Here is a 25,772-nt window from a genome sequence, read left to right as displayed (position 1 = left end):
ATGCGGACCTGCGGAAATGAAAACCAGATCTAAATCCTTATTTGTCCGGATGCTGCGGCTGCGCAGGAGTTACGGAATGTTCTGGGGACTGATCTCCGGTGTTATCTATATGACGCTGGTTTTCATCGCCGGAATAGCAGGGTACATGTGGATTGAAGGCTGGAATTTTCTGAACAGCTTTTACATGGTGGTAATCACGCTGTCCACGGTCGGATTCATGGAAGTTCTGCCGCTTTCGGCTGACGGCAGGCTCTTCACCTCCTTTCTGATTCTGGGCGGAGTAGGCGGATTCGCGTATTTGATAGGTGCATTTTCACAACTGCTGGTCGAAGGGCGGCTGCAGGCCATTCTCGGGAGACGCAGAATGCAGAAGACGATAGGAAAATTCAAGGATCACATCATTGTCTGCGGTTATGGACGCATCGGCGCGATCGTGACCAAGGAAGTCATGGATGAAGGTCTGGACATCGTGGTCATCGAAAACAATTCCGATCTGATTTCAAGTATGGAAGTAGCCGGTATCGTGTGCATTGAAGGCGATGCCACTGACGATGAAGTCCTCAAAATGGCAGGTCTGGACAGGGCCAAGACCCTCATTGCCGCGCTTTCGGATGAAGCTGCGAATGTGTACGTGACCCTCATAGCCAGACAGTCCAATGCCAAAGTGAACATTATTGCGCGCGGTAATGAAACTTCAAGTATTTCACGGCTGGAATTCGCCGGGGCCGACAGGGTTGTGCTGCCGCATACTATCGGCGGAATCCGCATGGCCCAGTCCGTACTGCGGCCAACGGTCACCAACTTTCTCGATATCGCCATGCGCGGCAAGATCGATCTCCAGATGGAAGAATTGTTTGTTACCGCGGATTCGGAGCTTGTAGGGCTTAATCTCATTGAATCCAAGATCAGGCAGCGGTTCAATCTGATCATTATCGCCATCCGCAAAGGCTCCGGGGAAATGGTTTTCAACCCCGGCCCGCATGAAGTGATAGAAGCCGGAGATACTCTGCTCACCGTCGGCAAAATTTCCGACCTTTCCGCCATCAGCAAGATTCTGTAAAATCCTGCGAGATTAATTTTAGTATATTTCATCCCCTGTTTTACAGTGTATTGCGAAATTAATACAAATTTAAAAAACAAGAACATACAATCATTTTCCGACAATAAGTTGTTTTTTGCGTGGTGAAGCCTTGATAAAAGGTTTTGGGATTTTTAAACCCTTTTGCAAAAGGGTTTAAAGCCCCCGGCAGACCTTACAGTCGCTTAACGAAAAATTTTGCTTTGAGTTTTAGCGGTCCGTTGAGAGCAGAGATGCCATCGGAGACATTAAAATCATACCTGACAACATATCCTGATAACTATGAATAATAACGACAGAAATAAGATTGAAGAGCTGGTAAAGCGTCTGGAAAAGCACAACGAGGACTACAGACGCGGCATGCCTACCGTTAGTGACGCAAGGTATGATGAATTGACCGAAATGTTGCGGGAACTTGATCCTGAAAATGCTTTTCTGCAGCACGTAGAGCCGGAAAATTTCAGCGAAAAGGTTGAGGTTCGCCATCCCCGTCCCATGTTATCTACCGAGAAGGCATACACTGCGGAAGAACTTGAACGGTTCGTATCCAGAGTGGAAAAAGAGGCTGCAGGGCTTGGAATACGCGAGATAAAATACCGGGTAACCCCCAAGCTTGACGGCCTTGCGGCGCGCGATGACGGTAAAATATTTGCGACCCGCGGCAACGGGGAAGTGGGCTACGAGATATCCAGCGCCTTTGCCAAGGGAGTTGTACCAGTCGGCGGACGGGGGCAGGGAGTCGGCGAGATAGTCTGCAGCCGGGAATATTTTGACGAACATCTTTCCGATGTGTTCGAACATCCGCGCAATATGGTTGTCGGCATTATTACTTCCGACAATGTGAATGAGACATCGAAACAGGCCCTGCAGGATGAAGCCGTCCGGTTCGTACCGTACAGCACATTGCCCGACAGGGTGGTGGACGGCAGGGAACTTGTACGTGATGTCTGGAAAATTACCGACGAGCTATGGAACTCCACCGATTATCCGCTGGACGGAATGGTTGCGGAGGTAATGGACACATCACTGCAGGAGGCGCTCGGAGCCACGGCCCACCATTATCGCTGGCAGATCGCGATAAAGAAAAAGGGCGAATCAGCTGTTACCGAAGTTGAATCGGTCCGCTGGCAGGTCGGGCGCATGGGGTCCGTCACGCCGGTCATGGAAGTCAGCCCGGTATCCGTTTCCGGGGCCACAATCAGGAATGTGACCGCTCATAATGCAGGGATAGTCCGTGATCAGTCTATCGGGCAAGGGGCTGTGATCAGGATCATCCGCAGCGGCGAGGTCATCCCCAAGCTGGAGGAAGTACTCAAACCTGCCGGAGAAGTGGAACTGCCTGCCGTATGTCCTTCATGCGGTGCCGAGCTTTACTGGCAGAACGATTTTTTGAAATGCCCGGATTTCAGCTGCCCGGCACGGGTTGAGCAGCGTATAGAATACTGGTTCAAGACTTTGGGCAATGCGGACTGGTTCGGTAAAAAGACCATTGCCAAACTTGTCGCGGCCGGACATAATTCCCTGGAATCGGTTTATACCATGGGAGAGGATGATTTCAAAAAACTGGGTTTCGGCCCGGTGCAGTCCTCCAATCTGGCGGAAGCAATTTACATCAGCCGGACCAAGGAAACCGACGACTGGCGTTTTCTGGCCGCTTTCGGCATACCGGATCTGGGTAAGGCCGACAGCCGCAAGCTGCTTGGATATTTTCAGCTTGAAGATATAGTGGACGTGAAACAGGAACAGCTGATTGAAATTCACGGGTTCGGCGATATAACCAGCCATTCCGTGACCGAAGGCATAGGACAGATAAGGGAAACGATCCTGCACATGCTGGAGATCGGTTTCAATCTGCGCCGCACGCCGCTTGCTGCTGAAACGGAAAACACGGACAGCCCTATAAGCGGAAAGGGCATAGTCTTTACCGGAAAAATGGTGCAGGGCACCCGCGAGGACATGCAGGCCATGGCCCGCCGTCTTGGCGCAAAGGTACAGACTTCCGTGAGCGGAAAAACGGATTTTCTGGTCTGCGGCAGCAACGTAGGGCCGAAAAAGATGGAAAGTGCTCGGGCCAAGGGAGTAAATTTACTTACCGAAGCTGAGTTTATGGAAATCGTTTCAGCAGATTGATGCCTGGATATTTTAAAGATGGAAGATAGGGTTTAGTCAGGGCAACACTGTAAACGCCATATTTTGATATGGCCACTGATCTATCTACGCAAATTTTTTGGTTTAAGAGACGATTTAAAGTCTATCAACTTTATATTATTAAGGATTCCAAAGGGGATTATCCCCTTTGGCCGCCGGTGGCGAAATCAAGTTATCAAAAGCGCGAAGCGCATCAGATTACCAACCTTGCGGCTCTGTTCAGAACCGTGAAAATCAGCAGGAGCAAGACATGACAGATGTAGTAATTATGGGGGCAAAGGGGCGCATGGGCGATACGCTTGTCCGTTGCACACAGCAGAGCGAAGACCTGAAACTCGCAGGTGTGCTTGAGCGGTCCGGTTGCGAAGACGGCCTTGATACACTCGGCTGTGTATGCGGCACCTCTCCTGAAGAGGTTCTGACCAAGGTTCCCGGAGCCGTTGTTATTGATTTTACTTCCCCGGCAGTGACTCTGAAACTTCTGGAAACCGCTTCTGTAACCGGGAATCCGGTTGTAATCGGTACTACCGGGATTAATGCCGAAGAACTCGCACAGGTAGAGGAATACGCCAAGAAAGTGCCGGTATTTCTGGCCCCGAACATGAGCGTAGGGGTCAATGTCCTGCTCAAGATTCTGCCGGAACTGGTCCGCATGCTCGGACCTGCATATGACATGGAAATGGTCGAGATTCATCACAACAAAAAAGTCGATTCTCCCAGCGGAACAGCACTCAAGCTGGCAGCCTGCATGGCCGAGGCACGCGGACTGGTTTATGATGAAGTCAAGAAACATGCCCGTGACGGAATTATCGGGGCGAGAACAAAAGACGAGGTCGGAGTACTGGCTGTGCGCGGCGGTGACGTGGTGGGTGATCATACCGCATATTTTCTCGGACCCGGCGAACGCATTGAAGTAACTCACAGAGCCCATTCACGCGAGACCTTTGCGCAGGGTGCGCTTCGTGCCGCCCGCTGGCTGAGTTCCCAGAAGCCCGGAAAATTGTACTCCATGGCAGATATTTTCTAGTCTAAAATCCCATTCAATATAGTCATTTTAAACTATTAGGGATTCCAAAGGGTCGTGGACCCTTTGGCCACCGGAGGCAAAATCAGATCATCAAAAGCGCGAAGCGCATTAAATCCAAAATGAATCAATACTAACCGGTATTTTCGGAGATAAAGCCAATTCAAGTAATTGTGCTTATCCCGAAAATGCCGGTTAGGCTTTTCCTCCGCAGGACTGCCGGATAACCAGTTTGCTTTCAAGCACAACTTTTCGTGTCGGCCGCTGCGGATCTTCGATGCGCTTGAGGAGCATTTCGCAGGCAGTCTGTCCGATGGCATATGTAGGCTGTTCCACCACGGTAATTGCCGGACGGGTCATGGCCGTCCACACGGATTCATCGAAACTGGCAAAGGCCACAGATTCCGGTATGGGAAGTTCCTTATCCCGTATGGCCCGAAAAGCTCCTGCTCCCAGCAGACCGTTACTTGTGATCACGGCTTCCGGCGGAGAAGGAAGTTCAAGCAATGCTTTAACTGTTTCGTGCGCATCCTGTTCCTTTGCCGGAAGACTCCTGACGATATAATCATTTTCTGAAATACCTGCTTCGCGCATACCGTCTTCAAAACCTGCACGCCGCTGGGCCCCTGTGGCACTGCTGTTGCCGAACAGGGCGGCAATCCGCTTGTAGCCATGCGCCAGCATGTGTCTGGTCAGCTCCAGCGAAGCCTGCCTGTTGTCAATCAGCACCATATCCACAGACAACCCCTGAACCTGCCGGTCTATGACCACCATGGGGGAACTGTAATATCTGGTTAGTTCGAAATTTTCCGAGAGCCGCAGGGTAGGGGCAAGGATGACTCCTGCCGCATTTTCACTCTGCATCATTTCCAGATAATTCCGTTCCTTATCGTGATTCTCATCCGTGTTGCAGAGTATTACATTGTAATTGTTTTTCTGCGCCACATCTTCAACTGCACGGGCCACGGAAGCAAAATACGGGCTCTGAATATCAGCTACAATCAGGCCGATGTAGGTCGATTTGCCTGAACGCAACCGCCTTGCAGCGCCGTCAGGCTTGTAATTGGTTCTGGCCACTACCTGCAGGACCTTTTCACGAACTTCCTGACGGACATTGGGTTTCCCGCTAAGTACACGGGAAACGGTTGCAGTAGAAACACCGGCTGCTTCAGCAATGTCTTTAATTTTCATAGCTTACCTCTTATTCGATAATTTAATGTAATCGTTTTCAAATTTATTTTCAAGTTTTTTCCTGATTTCAGTGTGTAAACACATGTGTAACGTCTTATAAAGAAAATACTTTTTAGCCCTGAAATATGATTTTCAACCCAGTATTTACAAAGAGAAATTTTTGTGTATAATGCAATCAGGCATAAATTAAATATGCATGGAGATGCAGGATCTAATCATATTTTTTTGAAACTTATTGTAATCGATTACAATAAGTTTTCAAAGCTAAGAATTCTCAGGGAGGCCGGGCATGATTAATTTTAACAAGACAGACGTCATACTTGGGGAACAGGTTTCTGGAAAAACAGAAGCTATTGAAAAAGTAGGAGAACTTCTTGTCCGCGAAGGCTACATCAAGCCGGAATACATTGACAGCATGAAGCGCAGGGAAACGGTTGCAAACACTTTTCTCGGCAACGGAATAGCCATACCGCACGGTCTGCCTGAAAATCGGGATCACATTTTGAAAACAGGGGTAGCTGTTCTTCAGGTGCCCGGCGGAGTGGCCTGGAATCCCGGTGAGACGGTATTTCTGGTGGTGGGAATTGCCGCAAAATCTGATGAGCATATAAAAATTCTGACCAACCTGACTCATGTTCTAGATGATATAGACACAGTAAGCCGTCTTGCTGTGACCAGAGATGCCGATGAAATTGTATGTGTCCTGAACGGAGAAGCAGAAACGGCAACTCGTCCTGCGCCGACCCTTGACGTATCTGATTTTGATGCATCGATTGATGTCAAAATTCTCGGAGAACACGGTCTGCATGCGCGTCCGGCCACATTTTTCGTGGATATTGCCAAGCAATTCGATTCGGAAATCCAAGTGGAATTCGACGGCCGTTCTGGAAACGGCAAGAGCCTTGCGTCCCTGCTCAAACTCGGTGTTTCCGGGGGGCATTCCATCCGCATACATGGAAAGGGAAGTGACGCAGGTCCGGCGCTGGCCGCCCTTAAGGAAGCAGTAGAGCAGGGACTCGGTGAAGATCAGGAAGAGACTGCCATGCAGCAGATTGAACACGGCTGGGTACCGCAGAATGTGAAAGCCACCATACCCGGCTGCACCGCTTCTCCCGGTCTCGCCTCCGGCCCGGTCCATCAGTTGACCCAGCAGCGCATAATCGTTGAAGCCATGGCCAAGGACCCGAAGCACGAATCCGAGGAACTCGGTCATGCCATTGCCGCGGCTCGCCGGAATCTGCACCTCCTTTACGAAGAAGTGCGGGCGAAGTCCGGAGAACCCAGGGCAGCCATATTCAAGGCTCATGAAGCATTTCTGGACGATCCTGAAATGCTGGCTGAAACCGAAGAACTCATCCGCAGGGGCAAAAGCGCCGGTTATGCATGGCGGCAGGTTATTGAAGACCGGGTGCGCATACTGGAACAGCATGATGACGATCTGCTGGCAGCCAGAGCCATGGACCTGCGTGATGTGGGACGCCGCGTTCTCAAGCATCTGGCCGGGATGGTCCATGACGAGCCCTTCACGCCCAAATCTCCGGTGATACTTATTGCCGACGACCTGACTCCGTCCGATACCGCACAGCTTGACCCCGCCTTTATTCTGGGATTCTGCACTTCCGCAGGCGGCCCCACTTCACATTCAGCCATCATAGCCCGTTCTTTGGGCATACCGGCCATTGTTGCAGCCGGACCGAGCCTGCTTGAAATTCCTGACGACACCATGGCCATACTCGATGGAGACTCCGGCAATCTCTACCTTGAGCCGAGCGAAGCTGATATTGGAACCGCCCGGGAAGCCATGCTCAGGCTGGAAGAACTGCGCAACGAGGAATACCGGACCCGCTTTGAACCGGCTCTGACCACAGACGGAGAAAGGGTGGAAGTCGTAGCCAACATCGGCAAGGTCAGCGAGGCGGAAAAAGCGGTCAATGCCGGAGGGGAAGGAGTCGGCCTGATGCGCACGGAATTTCTCTTTCTGGAAAGGGATACCCCTCCTGATGAAGAGGAACAGTATCAGAGCTACAAGGCCATGGTCGAAGCATTGAACGGTCTGCCGATCATCATCCGTACTCTGGATATCGGCGGGGACAAGGCTGTTTCCTATCTCGACCTGCCTCCTGAAGACAACCCGTTCCTTGGTGAGCGCGGAATCCGTTTGTGCCTGAACAGACCTGAAATGTTCCTGACTCAGCTGAGAGCCATCTACCGCGCTTCGAAATTCGGACCGGTACGCATCATGTTCCCCATGATCTCCACCCTGGAAGATCTGGAAGCAGGCAAGAGACTGGCGGAAAAGGCCCGTATCGAAGTTGGAGCGGAACCGGTTGAGATCGGAATCATGGTCGAGGTGCCTTCTGTAGTAGCCATGGCCGCGGAATTCGCACGCGAAGTGGACTTTTTCTCAGTCGGAACCAATGACCTGACCCAGTACACAATGGCCATAGACCGTGTCCACCCGACTCTTGCCGCCAAGGCGGACAGTCTGCATCCGGCTGTGCTGCGTTTGATCGCGCAGGTGGTCAAGGCTTCGGATGAGGCCGGAATCTGGACCGGAGTCTGCGGAGGTCTGGCCGGAGAGCCTCTTGGGGCCACTATCCTGACAGGATTGGGAGTCAAGGAACTCAGCATGGTTGTTCCAAGCATTGCGGCGGTCAAATCCAGAATCCGGTCCATGAGCATGAAACAGGCTCGCGAACTGGCGGACAAGGCGCTTAAGTGCAGCAACAGCAGACAGGTCCGTGCCTTGGCCCTGTCCTAGACGGAGACGTGTATGTCGAAAAAGAATCGTATTGTGACCGTGACCATGAATCCGGCCATTGATCTGGCCTGCACGGTTTCGGACTTTACTGCCGGAAAGGTGAACCGGGTGGAATCCTACCAGACGGATGCGGCGGGAAAGGGGGTGAACATAGCCGTCCTGCTGCGCAAATTCGGTCTGCCGGTAACGGTTACCGGCTTTCTAGGGCAGGATAATGCCGGAATTTTCGAAAAGATGTTCCGGGAACAGGGACTGGAAGACTGGTTTGTCCGGGTTCCCGGTGAAACACGTATCGGTATCAAGGTGCTTGACCCACGGACGGAAACCACCACGGATATCAATTTTCCCGGCCTGGCCCCGGATATGGGTCATGTAGAAGAGTTGACCGCAGCGATCGAAAAGCTGGCCGCGGAAGCTTCCATTGTCGTCATCGGCGGAAGTCTTCCGGCCACTGTCGGCCCGGAAACGGTCGGGGAACTTGTAACCGTGATCAGGGAGCAGGGCGCCAAACCGGTTGTGGACACCAGCGGTCCGGCACTGCGCAGCGCGGTTGATTCCGTACCATGGCTCATTAAACCCAATGACGACGAACTGGCCGAGCTGGTAGGCCGTCCGTTGAAAACTATAAGTGAAATAGCGCGGGAATCGTGGCGCATGAACAGATCCGGCATTGCCAATGTCGTGATCTCGCTGGGAGCCCGCGGAGCCTTGTTTGTCAATGACGAAGAGGAACTTTTTGCGACTCCGCCTGAAATTGAGCCCGTGAGCACTGTGGGAGCCGGGGACGCAATGATCGGCGGTCTGGTTGCGGGAACGGCATTGGGGCTTTCCTTCAGGGAAAGGGTGCGCCTTGCAACGGCATTGTCCGCTGCAACGGTGGCTCAGGCCGCGCCAAGCCTTGAAAATCTTGATCGGGCCAGAAAGCTGGAAGACCGGGTAACTATTGAAACAATAAGTTTATAAGGGGGAACTGCCATGTCGAAAATCGTTGCTGTAACCGCGTGTCCCACGGGAGTGGCGCACACCATAATGGCTGCGGAAGCATTGAAAAAAATTGGCGCCAGCATGGGACACTCCGTGGAAGTGGAAACCCAGGGTGCTGAGGGTGCAAAGGATGTTCTTTCGTCTCAGGCAATTGCAGAGGCGGATGTGGTCATCATTGCTGCGGATATTCATGTGGACCCGTCCAGATTCGTGGGCAGGCCCATGCACGCGGTATCCACCAGCGATGCCATTCGCAAGACAAAGGAAATCATCGAAACAGCCCTGAAGGAAGCGGAAAATTTCGTTGCGGAAGAACCGACGGAAGCTGCTGCAACAGAGCGCAGATTCATAGTCGGTGTAACTTCCTGCCCCACAGGGATAGCCCATACCTTCATGGCCGCGGAAGCTTTGCGCAAGGCCGCGCAGGCTCTCGGACACGAAGTAAAAATTGAAACGCAGGGTTCTGTCGGCGCCAAGAACGTGCTGACTGATGAAGACATCGCCCGTGCGGACGCGGTGGTTATCGCCGCGGATGCCTTTGTGGATACCAAACGTTTTTCCGGCAAGCCTCTTTACGAAACAACGACCAAGGCCGCTCTCCGTGAAGGGGAACAGGTGGTCAAATCCGCTCTTTCCGCGGCTCCGCTTGTACAGCAGGACCTCGCAGGAAAGGTTGACGCGCTCAAGAAAGAGCGTTCGGCCGCACGCACCGGGCCGTACCGCCATCTGATGACCGGGGTTTCATACATGCTTCCGGTTGTTGTAGCCGGTGGTCTTCTGATCGCGCTGGCGTTTGCTTTCGGCGGAATTTACGCCGGTGATCATCCTGGAACCTTCGGATGGGCGCTCATGCAGATCGGCGGGGCAGGGGCCTTCTCCCTGTTCGTACCTGTTCTCGGCGCATTTATAGCCTATTCAATCGCCCAGCGTCCCGGCATCACACCCGGACTGGTCGGCGGTATGCTGGCCACAAATGTCGGGGCCGGGTTTCTCGGCGGTATCGTGGCCGGTTTTCTTGCCGGTTACCTGACCAAATTCCTTAACGACAAGATCAAGCTTCCCCAGAACCTGCAGGGACTCAAGCCCGTGCTGATTCTGCCTTTCCTCTCGACTATGGTCGTTGGGTTGCTGATGATCTTCGTCATCGGACCTCCGGTAAAAATTGCGCTCACAGCACTTTCCGAATGGCTGCAGTCCATGCAGGGAACAAGCGCCCTTGCCCTCGGACTGCTCCTTGGAGCCATGATGGCCTTTGATATGGGCGGACCGGTAAACAAGGCAGCCTATACTTTCGCGGTAGGTCTGCTCTCCGCAAAAATATACGCTCCCATGGCAGCAGTCATGGCCGCCGGTATGACCCCGCCGCTGGGGCTGGCGCTGGCCGCAACCCTCTTCAAGAGCCGTTTTACCGAGGATGAGCAGGAAGCGAGCAAGGCCGCATTCGTACTCGGAATATCCTTCATTACCGAAGGTGCCATTCCGTTTGCCGCACGCGATCCCTTCCGGGTAATCCCGTGCATAATGCTCGGTTCTGCCGTTACCGGTGCAATCTCCATGACCATGAAGTGCACACTCATGGTTCCCCACGGCGGTATATTCGTGCTGCCCATTCCCAATGCCGTAACCGGGCTGGTGCCGTACACTGTCGCCATCATTATAGGAACGGTAGTTACTGCAGCAGCGCTTTTTGTCGCCAAAAAGCCGATTCCGCAATAACGTTTATCGCCCGGAATAATTTGAATCCTGGACATAGAAAGGCCTTCGGCGACCCTGCCGGGGGCCTCAAACCCTTTGAAAAGGGTTTGAGAATCCCAAACTTTTTTAGCGGGGCTTCGCCTTCTTGAACAATTAGCCGTCCTGGATTTATTCAATTAAAGTTGGCAGAGGGTTTGTTTTACCCGGCAGCAATAATTTTTAAAGACTAATTAATCTAGACCTCCACACCCTGTGCATTTCCCGGCTTTCACTTGTTTTACACAAAATTTCCAATAAACTGATTTTCGACCCAAACCATTAGATGTGTATATTCTTCTTAATTTGAGCATCATATACTTTGTTTCAAATGATGATATTCTGCTTAATCTTATCCGTTAACTTAAGGAGAATACTCATGAAGAAAATTATTCTGCTCATATGCCTTATTGTTCTCGGCGCCTCAGCCGCGCTGGCTCAACCGGGCATGATGGATGATCAGCACGGAGATCGTCCCGGTCCCCCGCCGGAAGCCTACACAGCCTGTGATGGAAAACAGGTCGGAGATTCCGCTCAGATGACCACGCCGAACGGCGACACAATTACCGGCACATGTGAACAGGAAGGAGACAGGCTTGTTTTGAGACCGGATTCTCCGCCTGACGGCAGGATGGCACCTCCGGCACAATAAGATTCTGTCTGGAAAGGTTCATTTTTCAACTATCCTGTCATCAAGGCCGGACAGTTGAGAATGAGCAGGATGTAAGACGTAAAAAAGCATGGAACCAAGCGTGGAGAGAACTGCGCAAGTTTCATGCTTTTTCGCATCATCACAGCAGAAGGTGCGTTATCAAAAGTCTGAGCCTCCGAATTATCTAATCCGGAGGCTCTTGTAATCTGGTTTAAGCCTATAATTTCTTGTGGCAGAACCACCAGTCGAAGCAATCGTCGGCTCCTTTACGTTCCTTGGCCTTTTCAACATTGTTGGCCGGAGGAATGATCACGGAATCACCGATCAGTTCATTGGACGGCCATCCTGCCGGGATTGCGACGCCTTCCTTGTCCGAAGTCTGCATTCCCTTAACCGCCCTGAGGATTTCATCCATGTTTCTACCCAGCTCCTGCGGGTAATAAAACATGATTCTCAGCTTCCCTTTGTCGTCGACAATAAATACGGCTCTGACGGTATTGGTCCCTTTCCCTGGGTGGACCATGCCGAGCTTGGCGGCAACTTTACCCATGTCATCGGCGATCACGGGAAAGTCTATTTCAACGTCCAGATTGTCCTTGATCCAGTCGATCCATTTTATGTGTGAGAAGACCTGATCGATGGAAAGACCTATCAACTCGCAATTCATTTCCCTGAACTGACTGGCCCTTTTCTGGAAGGCCACAAATTCAGTTGTGCAGACCGGAGTATAATCTGCCGGGTGGGAAAAAAGGACAAACCATTTGCCTTTCATGTCATTTGGGAGGGTAAGTGTTCCCTGCGTGGTCACTACTTCCATTTCAGGAAATGCATCTCCCAACAATGGGATTCCGTTTTCCATTAAGTCCTCCTTGAGGCTAGGTTTAAGTTGGTTGGCTATCTAATCAATAATAGTTACGACTCTCAAAAACAGGCTCCAATAGACCTCTAAAGTGGAGACAGTCTTGATAATGATTAATTACATTGAATAAGAATGAATTTCAACCCCATTTGAAAAAAACAACGGAAGGGCAACATCTTTTTTGCGGAATCAATCTCAGCGAAATGAGACAGGCCGTTCAGCCCAGAGCGGCTGTACTGCCGGATTAAACAAAATGTGTGGATGGTTACCGTCTGGTCTTTTCAAGTTCAGTAATAAAATCATCAGGGGTATATCTTTGAGGACGGAGATTAAAATAGGCACAAAGACGGGCAATCTGAGGACATAACAATCCACAATCTTCAAGCATGGTCTGTCTCGAAAAAAAGTCTAAGATACACCCGTCGTAGATCTTTTTTCCTTCGTTGAGACAGACGGCTCTTGCTGCAGTCTCTGCTAAAAAATCCATATCGTGACTTATGACAATGACAGTTCTGTCCATGGCTTTCAGCTTGTCCATGACAGATTTCAAAATGCTGACCTCATGCGGATCAAGACCTGCTGTCGGTTCATCCATAATAATGACCGGAGTGTCCATGGCGCAAACCGAAGCAAGAGCCAGCCTTTTGCGCTGGCTGTATCCGAGATCATGGGGATTGAATTCCTCAAAGGAAAGAAGGTCGAAATCGGACAGCGCGTTATACACAAGTTCCTGAATTCTATCTTTCGAATACCCAAGGTTGCGCGGACCGAAGGCAACCTCATCCCGGACGGTTCGTTTGCAGATCTGATCATCGGGATTTTGAAAGAGCAGGGCGACTGTTCCGGCAAGTTGGGCAGTCCGTTTTATTTCTGTAGACTCTCCGTTAATCAGCACACTACCGGATGTCTGCTTCAGCAACCCGTTTAAATGCTTTGCCAATGTGCTTTTTCCAGAGCCGTTGTGCCCGACAAGCGCAACCTGTTCCCCCTGTTTTATTTCCAGCGAAATATCCTGCAGAGCGTTTACGGAGTTCCCATAATCAAAACTTATATCATCTACTTTGATTATAAACGGAGTGTCTGTATTAACCAACTTCAAGCCCCCGGACTGTTTGTGAAAAAGTAACGGCCGGTGCCATTGATTTGTTCCACATATTGTTTTGAGCAGCCTGTTCGGCAACTTTGGTGTAACGCAGCAAGTCCAGGCCGAGCTCATTTAATCTGTGATCCGTAAGCACTTGTGAAGGCGGACCGTCCAAAACGATTTCGCCGTTATGAAGAGTGACGACCCGGTCGGCATACAGGGCAATAAGTTCCAGATTCTGTTCCGCAATAACTATTGATTTCCCGCGAGACTTGAGTTGACTCAGTATCTCAAAGACCTGATTGGTCCCCTGAGGGTCAAGAAATGTTGTCGGTTCATCCAGAATAAGTATATCCGGGTCATTGGCAAGAACTGCGGCCAGTACGACCTTCTGCTGCTGTCCTCCGGAAAGGTGCTGCGGGCATCTCTCGGCAAGGTTTGTAAGGCCTGTAAGTTCCAGAGTTTCCGCTACCCGTTTTTTGATTGAATCTCGCGGTATCCCCCGATTTTCGAGGCTGAAGGCTACTTCTTCAAACACGGTATAGCGGACCCCGGAAAGTTGATTCTGGGGAATCTGCATCACCAGTCCGGCACTTCGTGAAATTTCATCTACGCTCATGGATTTGGTGCTTTTACCGGTCAGATAAATATCACCGTGCAGTTTCCCATGATAAAGATGCGGAATGACACCTGTCAGGGCATAGCAGAGACTTGATTTGCCGGAATTGTTTGCGCCGATAACAGCAACAAATTCACCTTGATCAATTTCAAGACAGACATTCTTCAGGGAGCATTGTTCTGTCCCTGAATAGTAAAAAGTCACATCATCAAGTCTAATTGCGGGCATAGCTTAATAATTATCCGGTAACTTATTAAAATAATAACAAAAACAATGATCATCCTGCGAAATGTTTTTTCCGTTTTTGAATCAGGCACATCTCTCAGTGTGGAAACGGTTGAACAAGAGTTGAAACCGCGCACTTCAAGGGCTACCGCCCGCTGTTCAATCTCGATTATCGAGCCTAGTACAAATGGGGCCAGAAGCGGCTTGATCCCTTTAATCCTCTGAAAGATATTTCCTTCGGAATCAAGCCCTCTGGCGCGCTGGGCAGCTTGAATCATGGCTGCTCTGGCTCGCATGGCAGGCAGCATCAGAAGGGGGCTTCCAAGCAGATAGGCCAGAGTAGGGGGCCAGCCCGCCTGCGTCGTGGCGGCGATAAAATCAGCAGGATGAGTGCTGAATACAAAAAAAAGTGAGGAAACCAGCACAACTGAAAGCTGCAGCAGAATATGCACGGCATACAGCAGTCCTTCCTGATAAACGGTCAAGAATTCATACGTGGCAAGCGGGGTCTGATTGCCGGGATACAGAAAACCGTGGATGGGAATCATGAAAAGCGCCAACGGCAGCATTGTCCGCCACAGGACTTTCCAAATCGGGAGCAGCAGCTTGAAAAAGGCAGCCATGGCCAGGTTGATCAGCAGATAGCAGGTAATCAGTTGCCATCCCAACCCGGCCAGATAGACTATCGCCCCGTTTAGCAGAATGTATGCCAGCTTGCTGAAGGGCGATAGTCCGTAAATCCACGAATCTCCCTCTATAAACAGAGTAGGATTTTCTTTTTGCATCAAGGCTGGTTTTTTAACCGACAGCTTCAGAACTTCTCAGACGATTTGCTGTTTTAGCAGGGAGGGATTTGACAATTGCCCAGGCAAGGCCGGCTGTGACAACCTTGTCTATAAGGTTGGAGGTAAATACGGTTACGATAACAGATCCGAAAAGGTCTTTGCCCAGCGCAAGCATGTAGGCGGTAAGAAAGTCTGCACCGCTGCCGGTAATTCCGCCGAACATGTAAAGACGGATGGGCACGGCAACAATGGAAACAAAAACAGTAATAATCACGCCGCTGAGAAGTGCCATCCACAGATTCCTGAAAAGTCCGTACCGGGCGCACACCCCTGCGACAATACCGATGATCATGGCTACGGGAGAGAATGCTGCTGCCACAGGAGATGTAACCATTCCCCAGATGAGGTTTGTAAGCAGCCCTGTAAGGCCGCCCGCAACAGGTCCGGCAAGAATTGCGACCAGTACCGTGCCTATTGAATCCAGAAACACAGGAATCTTGAGTAGAGAAACAAGCTGTCCTACCGCAATGTTCATGACAATGGCTACAGCAATCAAAACGACTGTGAATGTGGAAAATTCCTTTTTAATGCTTTCTGAAAATCCCATTCTAGTGCCCCCCCTAATCCTTGGTTACGGTTTCTATTTCAAGCTCAGGATATCCGGTTTGCGGATCAAACGTCCGCAAAAACCGGGTTCCGGAACAAACCCCGATTACAATTTCAGCGGTTGTATATATTTTGCAGCCTTCAAGAAGGTGTGCACCGAAAGTTTGACCTTTTCCATCGGCAATGGCGATGTGATAATGGGACCCATGTCTGGACATGACTCCTGTCAGGGAGACGATTTCAAAAAAACCGTTCATTTCTGTAGGCTGATTCTGATTTGCAAAACGTAAGTTAGCTTTTGTGAGGCTTCCAACGCAGGTTAATATGCAGGCTGCTTCTATATTTTCTATTTCAACAATCCTATCAAGTTCAGAAAGTAAATCCTGGCCTGGATGCAGTCTGATCGAAATTGTATTCAACATAATCTCTCTTTACTTTCCAAAGAATTAAGATTCAGGAACTTTGCTTTATGAGATGCATACTTAAGCCCCATAAAATACTTAATAGATTGGATACATCATGTTCTTCAGGGTGAACAAATAGATAATATCTATTGATTGTGAAGCGTTGCAGTGAAAAGAGCGATTAAATAAATTTTTTATACTTTCCGGTTATTATTTAATTTTAGTACTGTTTTTCATTTGGAATAATGCTAGGTATGAACGGGCAATAAATGTTATAACGCAGCAGACACAATACGGCTTAAAATGGAAGAAATTGAAGAAAGCGAAAGCAGAATGTTGGAAATTCATTTTCCGCAATCAACATAATAAATCATGTGAGGACTGTATGTGGCGTAAAATTATTCTATTTTCAGGATTGATTCTGGTTCTTGTTTTTTCGAACGCATTTGCCGAGCAGCAGGTCTTTGACAAAACAGCAGTTTCGCCGTTCGAGGATTATTGTGACGGATACGGCATGCCCGGTGCTCAGGGGATTGGTTATGTGAACGTCTTGAAGGTCTCCACAGGAACCGTGGACAAATCCGACGACCTGCTCATAGACGGCATTATTGCATACGACCGGGCCGAGACCACCGATGCCTATATCGGCGGGATCAATATGCTCACCGCCTCGTCCTTTAATGGTATAATGGGCAGCATCTGGGGATTGGATCTGGCTGTAGCCGAAGAAGTTGAAAACAACACCCAGAAGCCGATGTTTACCCTCACCCAGTATGACGGAACCCCTTTGCCGGTATACGATGCCGCACCGCTGATTGAAGCGGGCAAGGCTTTGTTCGGAACCGCACAGGATCGGCATTTTCCGCCTGCTCCGGGCAGCCATGTTATCTGCGCCCATAAAGATGTTACCGCGTATAGACCGTTAAAAGGCTCCCCGTCCCCGGAAAAAGGGCAGGCTTACGGCGTCTGGAGCTACTTGTGCATTTCTTTGGCAAAAGACCGAACTGCGGCCCCCAGCCTTTTTATTGAGGATGCAGGCCTGTGGACCAGAAATAATAACGAAAAGGATTTGAAGCACTTTCTGGATGAGCACCAGAAAAATGTGGCCAAATCCATTGTTGATTGCGGTGAAAACCAAAGTGTTGTTTATGACCGCACCTATATGGCCTATGCTTATGTCATAATGAAGCCCGGATATGTAGGGACTGCATTAACAGTAGCACCATACGTGACTCTAGCCCGCAAAGCCCTGCCTGCAGGGGGCTTTATGGCTCTGGAAAAAATGAGTTTGAAGGAATGGAAAAAATCCATGAAATTCAAGTAAGCAATAATTAATTTCACAGCTTCTCCAACTGCCCTCGATATTTTTTCGGGGGCAGTTTTATTTTTATTCCCGGGAAGCCAAAGCAACGTGTTGATTCACAGAATACTTAACGTGTATACAAAACGCACATCTTAAACATGTTGCCGAATTGTTTTGTCAGCGTGGCAACAGATAGAATTGCGGCAAAGTAACTGTAATAAAAATAATACGTAATTTTTCAGCCATATTTAAAAATGGTTTCTTCTGAGTTAAATGAAGACATGGGACATGCAGCCCGACAGCCGCAATAAAAAAGGAGCCCAAATGACCTCCCGCTACAGCAACCAAACCATTGTCTGGATGATCATGTTCGGTTTTTTTGTCATTTCGTTTGTGACCAATATCCTTGGCCCCATAATGCCGAATGCGACCAAAGACATGCACCTGACCCTGACCCAATCCGGGGTGCTGCCCTTTGCCTTTTTTATTGCCTATCTGGTTTCAATACCTGCCGGATATCTGCTTGAAAGCCGCGGCAGCAAATTTACCATTTTATCCGCCTTTACTCTGGGAATCTGTGGAGCCCTTATATTCTGTTCAAATGCAAATTACCTGACCTATCTGATCAGCCTGTTTGTCATCGGGGCGTCTGTCGCTATGTTGCAGGTTGCCTTCTGGCCATTGCTTAGAACCTGCGGCGGCGAAGAAAATTATTCCTTCCTTTCCGTCCTGACCCAGGTTTTCTTTGGGGCCGCTTCGTTTTTAAGTCCCTTTGTTTTTTCCTATCTTGTGCAGAACCTGCCGTACAGCGGCAATGACGATTTCTTTCTCACAACCATGACAAAACTCATTCCACCGAATCTGGAATGGGTTTCCATTTACTGGCTCAATGCAGCCGTCATGTGCGGCATGGTTATTTTCATTGCGCTGTTCCGTTTTCCGCGCATTGTGCTCAATGCAGAAGAAAAACTCGACGGGACAAAAACGATTGCCCGGCTTTTGCAAAATGAAACAGTATTGATCTATTTTTTCGGAATCTTTGCTTACGTTGGCATGGAGCAGGGCATCAGCGTCTGGATTACCCAGTTTTTACAGGACTACCACGGTGTTGATCCCAACACTACCGGAGCAAGGGTCGTTGCTTTCTTCTGGGCTCTGCAATGTATAGGCAGCTTTATCGGCATTGTTTTATTACGGCTAGTTGACGTCCGAACCGTGCTAAAATCATTTTTGATCCTGCAACTTGCAGCCCTGAGCGCGGCATTATTCTGCCCGCGCACCATCTCCATTTTAGCATTTCCTGTTTGCGGTTTTCTGACATCGGTAATGTACGGCAGCGTATTTTCACTGGGCATGAATTCCCTTGATTCCCATCACGGATCAATTTCAGGAATTTTCTGTACCGGAATTATCGGAGGAGCCATTGTGCCACTGATAGTAGGTACCCTTGGACACTACACCGGCCTGAGATATGGCATGTGTTTTGTTTATCTGACTATCCTTTACCTGCTCTACATCTCCATGACCGCTCGCCCTCTGATCAACAACAAGACAATCAGTGCTTCCGAACTTTTTAAAATGAAAAGGAAATCCTCATGAGCCACAAAAACTATAACAGCGCAGTTATCGGTGTTGATCTCGGAGGAACAAAGGTTAAAGCAGGACTGGTCGCAGGCGGGGCGATTGTATCTGCGGCTTCCAACCTGATTCCGGAATCCAGCGAATACGATGCCGACGCAGTTGTTGAAGTCGTTAAAGACACAATTGCCGCTGTTTTTTCAGGAGAAGTGTCCGGTATCGGAATCGGTATTCCAAGCATGCTCGATCGAGAAAATGGAATCATCTACGATGTCCAGAACATAAAATCCTGGAAGGAGATACACCTCAAAGATATTCTGGAAGCGCATTTTCAGGTGCCGGTTGTCATGGATAACGACGCCAATTGCTTTGCCATGGGTGAGAAACTCTACGGGCTAGGGAAAAATTATGAGAATTTCGCCGGAATAACACTCGGAACCGGCATCGGCACGGGGCTGATCAACCGGGGAACACTGCTGGCCGATGCCAACTGCGGGTCCGGGGAATTCGGGGAGATACCTTATCTTGACGGCAAACTTGAAGACTATGCCAGTGGGCAGTTTTTTAAAAACAATTTCAAAGACGACGGCCCGAGCATATTCGTAAAAGCGCAAAGAAATGACCCGGCTGCGCTGCAATCCTATCGCCAATTTGGAGAACACTTGGGTCAGGCCATAAAAATAATCATGTATGCCGTTGACCCCGGAAACTTTATCCTCGGCGGCTCCATTGCGGAGGCAAGAGATTATTTCGATCCTGCAATGAGGGCTGCCATCGAAACATTCACCTTCCCCACATCACTGAAAAATCTGGTCATTGAATATTCGCGATTAGGAGGAGATGCCCCGATTCTCGGCGCTGCTGCTGTTTTTCATAATTGCCATTGGGTTAAGGGGAGGTAAGAGCCTTTTCCTGAACCAGTTTATTGAGGAGGTCTGTGGCTAGGTTGTTAATAAATGCAGGTGTTGCGAATTGGCTTGATCCTTTGCTTATCGGAACATTGCGTTCCTGTCCGGCCCATTCATAAACGTCTTGGAAAATATGGTGGTGAATTGCTTTTAGGTGCGAATAGTCAAAATTTCCAACGGGAAGCCCTTCAAGAATTCGTTTAATACCGCAAAGGCCTTCATATGAATCAAGCTTTTTCTCGTCACGGATTCCCTTTAAATTGATCAGAGTTGCACTGTCGGGGTATGTGTAAGGATCGTTATTTGCGTAACGAGTTATCATATTCAGCTAAATGTATTTGTAACTGTTCATGAAGCTGCTCCGGTGAGCAACCGGATTTAATGCAGTCTTCAAAAATTTTGGATACTTCATCTGATAAATGAATACCTTCTATTTCAAAAGATTTACGCGCAAAGCGAAATTGACGCATCAGTTTATCTTGTTTCGTTTTAGGACGTGCGATTTTTCCAAGTTTGGGGCTTAATGTGCTCATATTTAAATTGTATGATTTCGCTGTATAAAATGCAAGATTTTCAGTCTGGAGATGAATTAATACTACCTTATTTTTTTACAATCACCGCAAATCATGCGGCGAATAACCACCTCATTCACCGCAAACAACCCCAAAAGCACTGCTCCTACACGAACATCAAGACAGACCGACCCTCTCATGGAACGCCGAAAAACTCATATCCAAACAGCCAGACGTTCGGCACCGGCAGGGCACGTTACCTGATAAAATCGTTAACCAGAGCTTTGAACATATAAATGAGACCGCTGGCGCATTATTCCTCTACCATACAATGCGACATCAAACCCTCTTTATCCAGCGAGTACAAAGCATCAAGAAAATGCATCTGAAAACTGCCAGGACCTACAGCCTTGGCGGCAGCAATCCCGCCTGCAGCATTCATGATAATCATGCCCGCCACGCCTGCATCAAACGCGGACTCGGTCACAGCAGCGCAGGCACCGCAAATAGCGCTAGCGGTGCAGCCCATGCCGGTAACTTTGGGCATTAGCGGACTGCCGCCTCGCAACCACACTGCCTCTGTGGCGGAAACCACCATATCCCGTTCTCCGCTTACGGCCACAACACAATCGAAGTGCTCTGCAAGATATTTAGCAGCTTCCTCTGCCGTCTGTGTCTCGTGCATGGAGTCCACGCCTTTGGTCTGTCCGTCCGCACCGGCCAGAGCCATAATCTCGGAGGGATTAGCGCGAATAATTGTAGGCCCGACTTCCTGAAGAATTTTCGTACAGGTTTGCGTCCGGAACGAGCTTGCGCCCACGCCTACCGGATCAAAAACAACCGGCTTGGATGCCGCCTTTGCGGCCTTTCCGGCAACAAGCATGCTGGAAATCCACGGAGCACTCAGCGTACCGATATTCAGCACAAGGCTGTTGGAGATGCCCACCATCTCCTGCATCTCCTCCTGCGCATGCGCCATGATGGGGGATGCACCGATAGCCAGCAGTCCATTGGCCGTATTATTCATAACCACATAGTTGGTGATACTGTGTACAAGCGGTGCTTTGGAGCGAATCCGTTCAACAACATTCCAGGCCCGATTTAATATAGTCATATTGCAGCTCCCATATGCTCGTTTTCTGCTACTATTCATCAATGTCTTCGTGCTTTTACTCTGAAGGCCCGTTGTGGTCCAGTCGGATATTTATCGAGATAAGGCCGCAACTGTCGCACAAAAAAATAGCGAAAATAAAAGATATAACCGCGAAAACAGAAAAAAAAGGCCCACCGTAAACATCTCTTTCAATCATCACATACAAGGGTAAATGCGATGTGCGTAACTCAAAAAAAAAAAGCCCAGACTTAGTCGGGGCTTTATTTATTACAGCGGTGAAGAGTTGTTTAGTCTTCGCGGCTATCGATGATCAGCAGGTGGTAACCGAATTGTGTTTTTACGGGTCCATGAACTTCGCCAACGGCTTCATTGAACACAACTGTATCAAATTCCGGAACCATCTGGCCGGGGCGGAACTCACCGAGTTCGCCACCGCGTTGACCGGAAGGACAACTGGAGTATTTTTTTGCCAGTTCACCAAAGTCTGCGCCGTCCTGAATTTGTTTTTTCAGGTCCAGACAGGTCTGTTCATCACTAACCAAAAGATGACGTGCAGATGCTTTTGCCATGTACGTGCTCCTATAAGTTTTAATATAAAATTCAATTAACCATGTTGTCTTGCCATTGCGATTTAATGCGTCACAAAAAATGACCTTGCATGAATACGCAAGGACTGCAAGGTTAAATGCTGAATTTTTAGCTTCCAAGATCAATCCGGCCCGCGAATTCAGCTAACGTGCGTATGTTGAATTGAGGGAATGATAGGTGGAGTACCCGTGATATCACTTGAGTGAGAGGTAGATAGGACTTTTACATTTTGTAATCTTGCATAAAGTTGTTCTATTAATTATTTTGATGACAATAATAATTTAGGAGCATTTTGTGATAAGAGCCTATTATTCTGAACCAGTTGATAAATTTCTTCTCGATTCACCATCTTCAATCCTTGGTGACTTAACTCAGAATCATTCATTTGCATTAGAAGATTTACAAAAAAATGCTTGGATAGCTCAGATAGAGATACTTCAACGTGAGCTAAAAAATTTTTCAGGGGCTTATATCGCTTTTGAGTATGCGATTCCCCGAATGGGAAAACGTATAGATGTAGTTATTATCTATCGTGGAATCGTTTTTGCTCTGGAATTCAAGGTTGGAGATAATAAATATACGAAATCAGCAATAGAGCAGGTACTAGATTATTCGGTTGATTTGAAAAATTTCCATGAGCAAAGTCATAATTGTGCGATTATTCCTGTCGTTGTTTCAACTGAAGCGCCACGAGAGGAATTGGTTCTTAATAAATATCCTGATGCTATTTATCAGCCCATTATGGCGAATAAGAACAACATTGCTGAATATTTATCAGAAATATTAAATAAAATTGCATGTAAGAATCAAATAGACTCTGAAGTATGGCTAAATTCGGTATATAGGCCCACTCCTACAATTATTGAAGCTGCCCAAGCCCTTTATACAGGGCATAGCGTAAAAGAAATTTCTAGATCAGATTCTGGTGCTATAAATCTTGCCGCTACTTCAAATACAATTTCATCCATTATTGACCACTCTAAGCTTCAAAAGCGAAAATCAATTTGCTTTATCACTGGTGTTCCTGGCGCAGGTAAGACTCTTGCCGGACTTAATATTGCAAATGAACGGCATAATGTTGACGAAGGTGAACATGCCGTATTCCTGTCCGGGAATGGACCGTTAGTAGATGTTTTGCAGGAAGCTCTTGCAAGAAATGAAGTAGCATCATGCTCAGACGTAAAGACCACCAAGGGTAAAGCCCGTCGAAAAGCTAAAGCGTTCATCCAAAATATACACCACTTTCGAGATGATAATTTGCAAAGCGATCTAGCCCCAATCGAACGAGTGGCTGTTTTTGATGAAGCTCAAAGAGCATGGACTAAAGAGCAGGCGACTTCTTTTATGTCTAAAAAAAGAAACATGCGTGACTTCTCAATGTCTGAGCCAGAATTCTTAATAAGTGTACTTGATAGGCATGAGGACTGGGCAACAATTATTTGCCTGATAGGCGGGGGACAAGAGATAAATACTGGTGAGGCGGGGCTACCCGAATGGTTTACTGCAATACATGATTCGTATCCTCATTGGGATGTGTATGCTTCTGATCAACTGACTGAGATTGAATATACAAATGGTAACAACATCTATTCAGCTCTTTCGGATGAACAACTTACGATCAAGAAAGATTTACATCTATCTGTTTCAGTTAGATCTTTTAGATCTGAGCGCCTTTCAGGGTTTGTAAAGGCTATATTAGACCTAAATCTGAAGACTGCTGTGGAGTTGAATAAAGAATTAAGAGAAGTTTATCCACTTAAAGTGACTCGGGATCTTGAGGCTGCCAAAAATTGGCTTAAATCAAAAGCGCGTGGCAGTGAAGGACTAGGAATAACTGCTTACTCAGGGGCATATAGATTAAAGCCTTACGGAATTCATGTTAAATCGCAAATCGATCCTAAGACATGGTTTTTAAATAATAAAAATGATGTTCGCTCGGCCGCTTTTTTGGAAGATGCAGCCACAGAATTTGATATACAAGGTCTTGAATTAGATTGGACCTGTGTCGCTTGGGATTCGAGTTTAAGAATCAAAAACGGCGCTTGGGAATTTAAAAACTTTCGTGGAACCAGGTGGCAAAATGTAAACGATGAAATACGTAGGCGATATCTTCTTAATGCGTATAGGGTTTTGTTGACCAGAGCACGGCAAGGAATGGTCATTTTCATTCCTGAGGGAAGTGTCGATGATGAAACACGACTTCCTGAATTCTTTGATCCAATGTATAATTTTCTTTTAGAATGTGGAGTTTCTATCCTTAACGCATTTCAATAACCAATTTCTGAGTTGTCACAAAAAGAATAAATTAATATACATAAAAGGCAGCTCTCCTTTAGCTACTTGTACATCGTTCAATGTTTTATATTTTAACACTAAAAACAAAACTAATATCATGTTCATATGCACACCTGAAAAACAAATTCAGCTACTTGGGCCAGGGAAATATAAGTCTTTATTGGCGAAGAAGCTTCCTTTCATCTCAAATCAAACTCGTAGAAATATAAATCCACCTATATTAACCGCAAACAAAGCCCAAAGCCCCCCCCTGTAGCGCCTACACGAACATCAAGACTGGCTGAATTTTTCATGGAACGCTGAAAAGCTGATTTCCAAACTGACAGACGTCCGGCATAGGCAGGGCGGAGCGGAACCTGTAAAAAATAAAAACCGGGATCATCTCAAAAGATAACCCCGGTCAAAATTTATCCAACTGCCTAAAAATCAAACACAAAAACGCATTTCCTCACAAGTCCGCACTTCCCGATCAATTCGCTCAGCCAAGTTATCATCCTTGGCAATCTCAAGATCATACCGCTGCTGTAGGTTCAGCCAGTATTGCGGGGTGGTTCCGAAAAATTTTGCTAAACGCATGGCGCTATCAACAGTGATACTGCGCTGGCCCTTTACAATCTGCCCGACTCTCTGGGCCGGAACGCAAAGGGCATTTGCCAGCTTGTTGCGGCTGATTTCCAAAGGCTCCATGAATTCCTCAAGCAGAATTTCGCCGGGATGTACGGGACTGAAGTCTGCCATCTTTCCTCCTAACTGTGATAATCAGTAACATCCACCTGTGAGGCATGCCTGCCTTCCCATATAAAACAGATTCGGTACTGATTATTAATCCTTATACTGTACTGTCCGGCCCTGTCGCCTTTCAAAAGCTCCAGCCGATTGCCCGGAGGCACTTTCAAATCATTTAAATCATATGCGGAATCAATTTGAACCAGTTTTTTGTATGCAGCTCTTGCCAGTTGATTGGGAATTATCTTCGAGAATTGACGATTGAAGAGCTTTTCGGTTTCGCGGTTCTTGAATGACTTGATCATGCTATAAAGTATAACGCCAAGGGTGATATGTCAAACGTCATATGTTTTTAATTGCACCTCAATTTGCTTTTGCGGTAAATAAGACCTACAATCACCGCAAAACCTGCGGTGAATAACACCTGCATTCACCGCAAACAAGGGCAAAAGCAATGTGGATACACGAACATCAAGACTGGCCGAACTTCTCATGGAACGCTGAAAAGCTTATTTCCAAACTGGCAGACAATACCACAGTGGGCTTACTGTGTTAGCCGGACACGATTGATACAGGCTGTAGTTCCTGCAATAAAAA

At 48.2% G+C, this 25,772-nt stretch carries 25 protein-coding genes and 1 pseudogene; 13 read left to right on the top strand and 13 right to left on the bottom strand.

Going from position 1 to position 25,772, the window contains the following annotated elements:
- Nucleotides 1-16: 16 nt before the first annotated feature.
- The 3 genes from ACKU4E_RS04325 (at nucleotide 17) to dapB (ending at nucleotide 4,253) form a co-directional block, all read left to right on the top strand.
- A complete protein-coding gene (locus tag ACKU4E_RS04325; RefSeq protein WP_320169854.1) occupies nucleotides 17-1,060 on the top strand; it encodes a potassium channel protein in 1,044 nt (347 codons plus the stop codon).
- A gap of 300 nt (nucleotides 1,061-1,360) precedes the next feature.
- Nucleotides 1,361-3,208: a BRCT domain-containing protein gene (locus ACKU4E_RS04320; protein WP_320169853.1), complete on the top strand. Its 1,848-nt coding sequence runs from the start codon at nucleotides 1,361-1,363 to the stop codon at nucleotides 3,206-3,208.
- A 268-nt stretch (nucleotides 3,209-3,476) separates the two neighbouring features.
- Nucleotides 3,477-4,253, top strand: a complete 777-nt coding sequence (gene dapB, locus ACKU4E_RS04315) for a 4-hydroxy-tetrahydrodipicolinate reductase (RefSeq protein WP_320169852.1) — start codon at nucleotides 3,477-3,479, stop codon at nucleotides 4,251-4,253.
- A gap of 192 nt (nucleotides 4,254-4,445) precedes the next feature.
- Here dapB and ACKU4E_RS04310 read toward each other — a convergent pair whose 3' ends face one another.
- Nucleotides 4,446-5,441: a LacI family DNA-binding transcriptional regulator gene (locus ACKU4E_RS04310; RefSeq protein WP_320169851.1), complete on the bottom strand. Its 996-nt coding sequence runs from the start codon at nucleotides 5,439-5,441 to the stop codon at nucleotides 4,446-4,448.
- A gap of 289 nt (nucleotides 5,442-5,730) precedes the next feature.
- Here ACKU4E_RS04310 and ptsP point away from each other — a divergent pair, with 289 nt between their 5' ends.
- The 4 genes from ptsP to ACKU4E_RS04290 all read left to right on the top strand — a co-directional run bounded on the left by ptsP (nucleotide 5,731) and on the right by ACKU4E_RS04290 (nucleotide 11,569).
- Nucleotides 5,731-8,202: a phosphoenolpyruvate--protein phosphotransferase gene (gene ptsP / locus ACKU4E_RS04305; protein ID WP_320169850.1), complete on the top strand. Its 2,472-nt coding sequence runs from the start codon at nucleotides 5,731-5,733 to the stop codon at nucleotides 8,200-8,202.
- Between the two features lie 12 nt (nucleotides 8,203-8,214).
- Nucleotides 8,215-9,165: a 1-phosphofructokinase gene (pfkB, locus tag ACKU4E_RS04300; RefSeq protein WP_320169849.1), complete on the top strand. Its 951-nt coding sequence runs from the start codon at nucleotides 8,215-8,217 to the stop codon at nucleotides 9,163-9,165.
- A 12-nt stretch (nucleotides 9,166-9,177) separates the two neighbouring features.
- The gene (locus tag ACKU4E_RS04295) at nucleotides 9,178-10,902 is read left to right on the top strand and encodes a PTS fructose-like transporter subunit IIB (protein ID WP_320169848.1); all 1,725 of its coding nucleotides are present in this window, start codon (nucleotides 9,178-9,180) and stop codon (nucleotides 10,900-10,902) included.
- A gap of 394 nt (nucleotides 10,903-11,296) precedes the next feature.
- Nucleotides 11,297-11,569 (top strand): hypothetical protein, encoded by a 273-nt coding sequence (locus tag ACKU4E_RS04290; RefSeq protein ID WP_320169847.1) that lies wholly within the window; start codon nucleotides 11,297-11,299, stop codon nucleotides 11,567-11,569.
- Nucleotides 11,570-11,786: 217 nt separating this feature from the next.
- On the opposite strand, the gene ACKU4E_RS04285 is transcribed toward ACKU4E_RS04290, so the two are convergent.
- The 6 genes from ACKU4E_RS04285 to ACKU4E_RS04260 all read right to left on the bottom strand — a co-directional run bounded on the left by ACKU4E_RS04285 (nucleotide 11,787) and on the right by ACKU4E_RS04260 (nucleotide 16,169).
- On the bottom strand, nucleotides 11,787-12,428 hold the full coding sequence (locus tag ACKU4E_RS04285) for a peroxiredoxin (protein ID WP_320169846.1): 642 nt from the start codon (nucleotides 12,426-12,428) through the stop codon (nucleotides 11,787-11,789).
- Nucleotides 12,429-12,693: 265 nt separating this feature from the next.
- Nucleotides 12,694-13,521, bottom strand: coding sequence for an ABC transporter ATP-binding protein (locus ACKU4E_RS04280; RefSeq protein WP_320169845.1), 828 nt, complete (start codon nucleotides 13,519-13,521; stop codon nucleotides 12,694-12,696).
- The gene (locus ACKU4E_RS04275) at nucleotides 13,514-14,359 is read right to left on the bottom strand and encodes an ABC transporter ATP-binding protein (protein WP_320169844.1); all 846 of its coding nucleotides are present in this window, start codon (nucleotides 14,357-14,359) and stop codon (nucleotides 13,514-13,516) included. The genes ACKU4E_RS04280 and ACKU4E_RS04275 overlap by 8 nt, the downstream gene beginning before the upstream one ends.
- Nucleotides 14,332-15,141, bottom strand: coding sequence for an energy-coupling factor transporter transmembrane component T (locus ACKU4E_RS04270; RefSeq protein ID WP_320169843.1), 810 nt, complete (start codon nucleotides 15,139-15,141; stop codon nucleotides 14,332-14,334). Before ACKU4E_RS04270 ends, ACKU4E_RS04275 begins: the two co-directional genes overlap by 28 nt.
- A 13-nt stretch (nucleotides 15,142-15,154) precedes the next feature.
- Nucleotides 15,155-15,748 carry an ECF transporter S component gene (locus tag ACKU4E_RS04265; protein WP_320169842.1) on the bottom strand — a complete coding sequence of 198 codons (594 nt, stop codon included), beginning with the start codon at nucleotides 15,746-15,748 and terminating at the stop codon, nucleotides 15,155-15,157.
- 13 nt (nucleotides 15,749-15,761) lie between these two features.
- Entirely contained in the window at nucleotides 15,762-16,169 is a 408-nt protein-coding gene (locus ACKU4E_RS04260) for a PPC domain-containing DNA-binding protein (RefSeq protein WP_320169841.1), read from the bottom strand.
- A gap of 367 nt (nucleotides 16,170-16,536) precedes the next feature.
- On the opposite strand from ACKU4E_RS04260, the gene hdcA reads away from it, so the two are divergent.
- The 3 genes from hdcA (at nucleotide 16,537) to ACKU4E_RS04245 (ending at nucleotide 19,934) form a co-directional block, all read left to right on the top strand.
- Nucleotides 16,537-17,475 (top strand): histidine decarboxylase, pyruvoyl type, encoded by a 939-nt coding sequence (hdcA, locus tag ACKU4E_RS04255; protein WP_320169840.1) that lies wholly within the window; start codon nucleotides 16,537-16,539, stop codon nucleotides 17,473-17,475.
- Between the two features lie 303 nt (nucleotides 17,476-17,778).
- The gene (locus tag ACKU4E_RS04250; RefSeq protein WP_320169839.1) at nucleotides 17,779-19,053 is read left to right on the top strand and encodes an MFS transporter; all 1,275 of its coding nucleotides are present in this window, start codon (nucleotides 17,779-17,781) and stop codon (nucleotides 19,051-19,053) included.
- Nucleotides 19,050-19,934 (top strand): ROK family protein, encoded by an 885-nt coding sequence (locus ACKU4E_RS04245; protein ID WP_320169838.1) that lies wholly within the window; start codon nucleotides 19,050-19,052, stop codon nucleotides 19,932-19,934. The genes ACKU4E_RS04250 and ACKU4E_RS04245 overlap by 4 nt, the downstream gene beginning before the upstream one ends.
- Here the strand turns inward: ACKU4E_RS04245 and ACKU4E_RS04240 are convergent.
- The 4 genes from ACKU4E_RS04240 to ACKU4E_RS04225 form a co-directional block, all read right to left on the bottom strand.
- Nucleotides 19,921-20,262, bottom strand: a complete 342-nt coding sequence (locus ACKU4E_RS04240; protein WP_407944107.1) for a Fic/DOC family protein — start codon at nucleotides 20,260-20,262, stop codon at nucleotides 19,921-19,923. The genes ACKU4E_RS04245 and ACKU4E_RS04240 overlap by 14 nt on opposite strands.
- Nucleotides 20,240-20,473 carry a hypothetical protein gene (locus ACKU4E_RS04235; protein WP_320169837.1) on the bottom strand — a complete coding sequence of 78 codons (234 nt, stop codon included), beginning with the start codon at nucleotides 20,471-20,473 and terminating at the stop codon, nucleotides 20,240-20,242. The genes ACKU4E_RS04240 and ACKU4E_RS04235 overlap by 23 nt, the downstream gene beginning before the upstream one ends.
- 292 nt (nucleotides 20,474-20,765) lie before the next feature.
- Nucleotides 20,766-21,566, bottom strand: a complete 801-nt coding sequence (thiM, locus tag ACKU4E_RS04230; RefSeq protein WP_320169836.1) for a hydroxyethylthiazole kinase — start codon at nucleotides 21,564-21,566, stop codon at nucleotides 20,766-20,768.
- Nucleotides 21,567-21,853: 287 nt separating this feature from the next.
- Nucleotides 21,854-22,135, bottom strand: coding sequence for a peptidylprolyl isomerase (locus ACKU4E_RS04225; RefSeq protein WP_320172614.1), 282 nt, complete (start codon nucleotides 22,133-22,135; stop codon nucleotides 21,854-21,856).
- Between the two features lie 313 nt (nucleotides 22,136-22,448).
- Here ACKU4E_RS04225 and ACKU4E_RS04220 point away from each other — a divergent pair, with 313 nt between their 5' ends.
- Nucleotides 22,449-24,428, top strand: a complete 1,980-nt coding sequence (locus ACKU4E_RS04220; protein WP_320169835.1) for a DUF2075 domain-containing protein — start codon at nucleotides 22,449-22,451, stop codon at nucleotides 24,426-24,428.
- 295 nt (nucleotides 24,429-24,723) lie between these two features.
- Nucleotides 24,724-24,843 (top strand): annotated as a pseudogene (locus ACKU4E_RS04215) (hypothetical protein); the annotation flags it as partial.
- A 32-nt stretch (nucleotides 24,844-24,875) separates the two neighbouring features.
- Here ACKU4E_RS04215 and ACKU4E_RS04210 read toward each other — a convergent pair.
- Both ACKU4E_RS04210 and ACKU4E_RS04205 read right to left on the bottom strand, forming a co-directional pair.
- Nucleotides 24,876-25,187, bottom strand: a complete 312-nt coding sequence (locus ACKU4E_RS04210) for a HigA family addiction module antitoxin (RefSeq protein ID WP_320169834.1) — start codon at nucleotides 25,185-25,187, stop codon at nucleotides 24,876-24,878.
- 8 nt (nucleotides 25,188-25,195) lie between these two features.
- The gene (locus ACKU4E_RS04205) at nucleotides 25,196-25,480 is read right to left on the bottom strand and encodes a type II toxin-antitoxin system RelE/ParE family toxin (RefSeq protein WP_320169833.1); all 285 of its coding nucleotides are present in this window, start codon (nucleotides 25,478-25,480) and stop codon (nucleotides 25,196-25,198) included.
- A gap of 149 nt (nucleotides 25,481-25,629) precedes the next feature.
- Here ACKU4E_RS04205 and ACKU4E_RS04200 point away from each other — a divergent pair, with 149 nt between their 5' ends.
- The gene (locus tag ACKU4E_RS04200) at nucleotides 25,630-25,731 is read left to right on the top strand and encodes a DUF4172 domain-containing protein (RefSeq protein ID WP_407944106.1); all 102 of its coding nucleotides are present in this window, start codon (nucleotides 25,630-25,632) and stop codon (nucleotides 25,729-25,731) included.
- Nucleotides 25,732-25,772 lie beyond the last annotated feature (41 nt).

The organism is Maridesulfovibrio sp., assembly GCF_963677005.1.
In the GTDB taxonomy this organism is placed as follows: domain Bacteria; phylum Desulfobacterota; class Desulfovibrionia; order Desulfovibrionales; family Desulfovibrionaceae; genus Maridesulfovibrio.
This window is presented reverse-complemented; position numbering and strand designations above follow the sequence as displayed.